Annotated in this window: 2 protein-coding genes; both read right to left on the bottom strand. The window is 70.3% G+C overall.

Annotated features, from left to right (window positions below; all coding sequences use genetic code 11):
• Window positions 1-85: 85 nt before the first annotated feature.
• On the bottom strand, window positions 86-1,813 hold the full coding sequence (locus tag QM621_RS08255) for an ABC transporter ATP-binding protein (RefSeq protein WP_414989900.1): 1,728 nt from the start codon (window positions 1,811-1,813) through the stop codon (window positions 86-88).
• Complete coding sequence (locus QM621_RS08250) at window positions 1,810-4,404, bottom strand: ABC transporter ATP-binding protein/permease (RefSeq protein ID WP_414989899.1); 2,595 nt, start codon at window positions 4,402-4,404, stop codon at window positions 1,810-1,812. Before QM621_RS08250 ends, QM621_RS08255 begins: the two co-directional genes overlap by 4 nt.
• Between the last annotated feature and the right edge of the window lie 665 nt (window positions 4,405-5,069).

The raw sequence follows: 5,069 nt of genomic DNA, 5'->3' as shown, positions 1-5,069 counted from the left end.
GCTCATCCACCCTATGAGCCCTCATAGGGTGGATGAGCCACCAACAGCGGGGCAAAGGTGGACAACTCACCGCCCCAGGGGGTCGTTAGGACATCACGAGGCGCCAGGAGGAGGCCTGCTCGCGTTGGCGCCAGTAGTCGGCGAAACGGCCGCCTGTGGCGCGGAGCTCCTCGAAAGTCCCGCGCTCGACGATGCGGCCGGCCTCGACGAAGCAGATCTCGTCGGCGCGGGCGATGGTGCCGAGGCGGTGGGCCACGACGACGGTCGCGCGGTCGGCGGCGCCCTCCTCCAAGGCCGCGATCAGCGCGGCCTCGGTGGCCGCGTCGACGGCGCTCGTGGCCTCGTCGAGCAGCAGCAGCGGAGCCCGCTTGAGCAGCGCGCGGGCCACGCTGACCCGCTGCCGCTCGCCGCCGGACAGCAGCCGCCCGCCCTCGCCGATGCGGGTGTCCCAGCCGTGCGGCAACTGCGCGATCACCGGGTCGAGCTGGGCCGCCGACGCCGCCTCGCGCAGCTCCTCGTCGGTCGCGTCAGGGCGGGCCATGCGCAGGTTGTCGACCAGCGGCGCGTCGATCAGGTACGTCTGCTGGAAGACCACCGCGATCTGCTCGTTCAACTCCTCGGCCGAGAACGACCGCGCGTCGCGGCCGTCGATCCGCACGACCCCCTCGCGCGGGTCGGCGAAACGGGCCGCGAGCGCCAGCACCGTCGACTTGCCCGACCCCGACGGCCCGACGATGGCGAGCGTGCGGCCGACGGCCACGTCGAGGCTGATGTCGCTGAGCACGTCCGGGCCTTGCGGGTAGGCGAAGGCGACGTCGTCGAAGGACAGTCGGGGCGCGCCGGGGACGGGCTCGGCGGCCGGGGTCCGCGTCAGCTCCGGCGTCTGCAGCACCTTGTCCATGCGCTCCAGCGACCCGCGCGCGATCTCGACCGCCGGGGCCAGGTCGCTGATCGTGAAGAAGGGCTCCAGGAAGCGCAGCGCCACGATCACCAGCGCCACCACGCCCGCGGCGTCGACCGCGCCGCCCTGCACCAGCAGCACCGCCACGAGCGCCAGACCGGCCAGCGCGAGCTGCGAGACGACGGAGAACAGGATCGTGCCGGGCACCGCCGCGACGACGAGTCGCATCGAGGCTTTGCGGAAACGGTCGAGCGCGGCGGTCAGCGCGCTGTCGGCCACGCCCGCGCGGCGGCTGGCGCGCAGCAGCCGCTGGGCCTGCGCGAAGGTCACGATCTCCTCGCCGACGTCCTCGGCCGCCGCGTCGAACATCGCGTCCGCGCCGCGCAGCAGCCGTCCCGACAGGGCGACGGCCAGGGTCAGCAGGCCGGCCGCGACCAGCGCCGCCACGCCCAGCCACGGGCTGATGAGCAACAGGCCGAACCCGATGAGCACGGTCGATCCGAGCGCCGCCGCCAGCGGGGCCAGCACATAGGCGAAGGTCGTGCAGAGCTCCTGACCGGCGGTCGCCGCGGCCCGCTGGGCGGCGGCGGTGACCGTCGGGGTCAGCTGGGGCAAGGGAGCCGACTCCAGTCGGGTGACGACCCGCCGCTCGACGGCCGTCAGCAGGTGGAAGCCGACCGCGAAAGCCGTGCGGGCGGCCCGCAGGTCGACCTGCCAGGAGGCGACGGTGAGCAGGGCGAGCCCACCGAACCAGGCGAAGCCGACCGCGTACTCGGCCTCGAAGAACGCGGTGGCCGTCGGGAACAGCAGCAGCACGATCGCCGTGCGCAGCACCGCGCTCGCGGCGGTCCACGCCCAGAACCGGCGGCGCAGGGCCGGGTCGTCGACGAACGACAAGACGAGGGGGATCATGCGGTCACCTGCTCTCCGTTGAAGGCCGCCCAGAGGTCGGCGTAGCGTCCGGGCTGTTCGACGAGCGTCGCGTGCGGCCCGTCTTGGACGACGCGGCCCTCGTCGAGCACGAGGATCCGGTCGACGCCGGTGATGGTGTGCAGACGGTGCGCGATGACGAGCACCGTGCGTCCGTCGCCGACGAGGCTGGCGATGGCCCGCTGGATGGCGTCCTCGGACTCAGGGTCCGCCGACGCGGTGGCCTCGTCGAGCACCAGGATCGGCGGGTCGGCCAGCAGCGTCCGGGCGATGGAGAGGCGTTGCAGCTCGCCGCCGGACAACCAGGTCTGTTCCCCGAGCACCGCGTCGTAGCCGCGCGGGTCGCGGACGATCCGCTCGTGCAATTGCGCCTTCTTCGCGGCGTCCTCGACCTCCGCGCGGGTGGCGTCGGGACGGCCGAGGGCGATGTTGTCGTGCACGCTCGCGCGCAGCGCCGTCGGATTCTGGAAGACGAAGCCGACGAGGCCGTAGAGGTCTTGCTGACTCATCGCGCGCACGTCGACGCCGCCGATGGTGACGCGGCCGGAGTCGACGTCGTCGAAGCGGGCCAGGAGGGTGGCGAGCGTCGACTTGCCCGCGCCGCTCGGCCCGACGATCGCGGTGATCGTGCCGGGCTCCAACGCCAGGTCGACGTCGCGCAGCACCGGGTGTCCGGGGCGGTAGGAGAAGGTGACGTCCTCGAAGCGCACGCGCGTGCCGTCCGGCGTCCGGCCCTCCTCGAGCCGGGAGTCGTCGAGCACCGGCTCGGCCAGCAGCAGACCGACCCGTCCGGCGGCGTCGGAGCCCTCCTTCAACGCCGACAACCCGTAGCCGATGGCCATGAGCCGGGATCCGAAGGTGACGCCGACGAGCAGGAAGGCGACCAGGTGGGCCGCGTTCAGCCATCCGGCGCTCATCATCAGCCCGCCCGCGCCGAGGATCAGCAGCAGATAGGTGGTCGGACGGGTGGCGATGTCGACGGCGGTCTTGAGGCCGACGAGCGGCCCCTGCCAGGCGTTCACGAAGCGCGCCCGGTCGTCGAGCAGCGTCCGCAGACGGCCCTCGGGACCGAGGTCGTAGACGCGGGCCACCTCGGCCCCGTCGACGAAGGCGACCACCTCGCCGCTGACCTGCTCACGGAACCGCTCGAAGGTCGGCAGGCCGTCGCCGGCGATGGCGAACATGCGCAGCGCCAGCACGTAGTAGACGAACAGCGGCAGCAGCAGGACGGCGGCCAGCCCGGCGTGCACGGTGAACAGGTAGACCAGCACCGCCAGCGGTGTGACGATCGCCGCGACGAGGTCGAGCACCGCGTGGGTGACGAGGTAGTGCAGGCCGCCCGCGTCGTCCTGGACGGCTTTGCGGACCTGGCCGGAGTTGCGGTCGTCGAACCAGCCGAGCGGCAGGCGCCCCAGCCGGTCGACCATGCGGGTGCGGACGTGATGGCCGAAGTCGGCGTCGACCACGTGCAGCCAGACGATGAGCGCCAGCGACAGCGCGCTGCCCGCGCCCATCAGGCCGAGTGCCCACCACGCCAGCTCGGCGATGTCGTCCGTGCCGTCGAGCACGCGGCGGCACACCTCGGTCAGCACGACGTACGGCGCGAGGGTCAGCAGGCTGACGAGCACCTGGAGCACGGCGGCGATCTTGAGCTTCGGCCAGACCGGGGCGAGCAGGTCGCGGCGCGCGGCGGCGGCCCACTGTCCGGCGGGGGCGGCGGGCTCCTGAGGGGCGTCGTCGGCGCGCTGCGGGGCCTTCGTGGTGACGGTCTCGACCTCGGGCCGCTCGGCGGCGTCCTCCTCGGTGCGGCTCTTGCCCATCTCCTGCCCGGAGGCCCAATAGGCCTGCGCCTTGCGGGCGCTGTTCGGGAAGCCGATCTCCTTCAGGTGGGCGCGGACGTGTTTGACGGCGGTCTTCTCGCCCGCGACGACCGCGTACCAGCCGGGCCAGGTCGACCCGGTGGCGGCGAGCGCGTCGCGGGGGGCGGTGGAGTCGTCCTTGCGGCGCACCCAGGTGACGGTCAGCTCGGGGTGCTCGGTGATCGGCAGGGTGAGGTCGTCGTCGTGGACGTACTCGAGGAACGCCTCGATGGGCACGTCGACCGGGAGGGAGGCGATGATCGCGTTGACGGCGGGCAGCGAGGCGAGGTCGCCGACGAGGAGGTAGCCGGCGGGCTCCTGCGCGGGCGGGGAGAAGGACTGGACGCCGAAGCGGGTGGCGTTGATGGTCGAGCCGACCTCGGCCGCCTGTGCCCACGCCGACGCCGGCCCGGCCGGCTCGTGCAGGACGAAGTCGAGGGTCATCTGCTCCGTCTCGGGGTCCGGGTCGACGACCGTGTAGCCGCGCTGGTGCTCCTTGCGGGGGTCCTCGATATCGGGCGCCCAGAGCCGCACATAGGAGGCCGGGCCGAGGTCGACTTGGTTGTCGGCCTGGCCGTGCGCCCCGAAGAAGCCGGGGGCGTGCACGCGTAAGCGTCGATAGTGCGGCGTCAGGTCCTCGACGCTCAGCACCTCGAACGTCCACTCTCCGACGCCGGACGCGCGCATCAACGCGCCACTGAAGCCACGACTCACCGTTACTCCTCGCTGTCGTCCCCGAGGCCTCGTCTGGCTAAGGCCAGCCTCACTGTAGTCCTCCGGTGAGGGTCGAGAAGAAACTGTGACAGATGTCTCAGTTAGCGCCCGTTCCGCTCGGAGGACCGAGGTCAGAACACGTTGGTGGTGCAGTCGGGGAGGGGAAGGTCGGGTGATGTCGCGATGATGTACTCGCGATAGTGGGTGTCGGAGTGACCTTGTTCATGCCTTCGCAGCCGATCGTGTAGCGGCCTTAGTTTTCCGGCAGTGAGATGTAGGGACCTGTCGGCGAGCATGTCTATCTGGTTATCCCAGAGACCTACCTCGCGCACGATGGCCGCCCAAGCGGCTGCTCCCTCGTCGCGAAAACGCGCATTCTTAGTCGAGATTCTCTCAGAATGCACACCTCCGATTGTAGTGAAGGGGGTTATGCGTTCACTCGTGAATAGATCGTCAGCTAAAAGCTATCCGTACCAAAATATGCATCCCGGGCTTCGTTCCAGATAGATAGATAGAGGCTTATTCAGGGAACTGAAACAAAACCTCACGGCGTTTCACAATAAAAGACGGTCCGTTTCTTGAGGGAATTGGGTTACCAGACTCAAACTCACGAGAAACGAACCGTCGACATGAGTCATACCACTGGACTGTACCGCGACGAGATC

The organism is Aeromicrobium sp. (assembly GCF_047606445.1).
Taxonomy (GTDB): Bacteria; Actinomycetota; Actinomycetes; order Propionibacteriales; family Nocardioidaceae; genus Aeromicrobium.
This window is presented reverse-complemented; position numbering and strand designations above follow the sequence as displayed.

What these genes read in the sequence shown, in the direction of transcription:
- QM621_RS08255 (WP_414989900.1), bottom strand. Translation starts at nt 1,813, where the DNA reads ATGATCCCCCTCGTCTTGTCGTTCGTCGACGACCCGGCCCTGCGCCGC.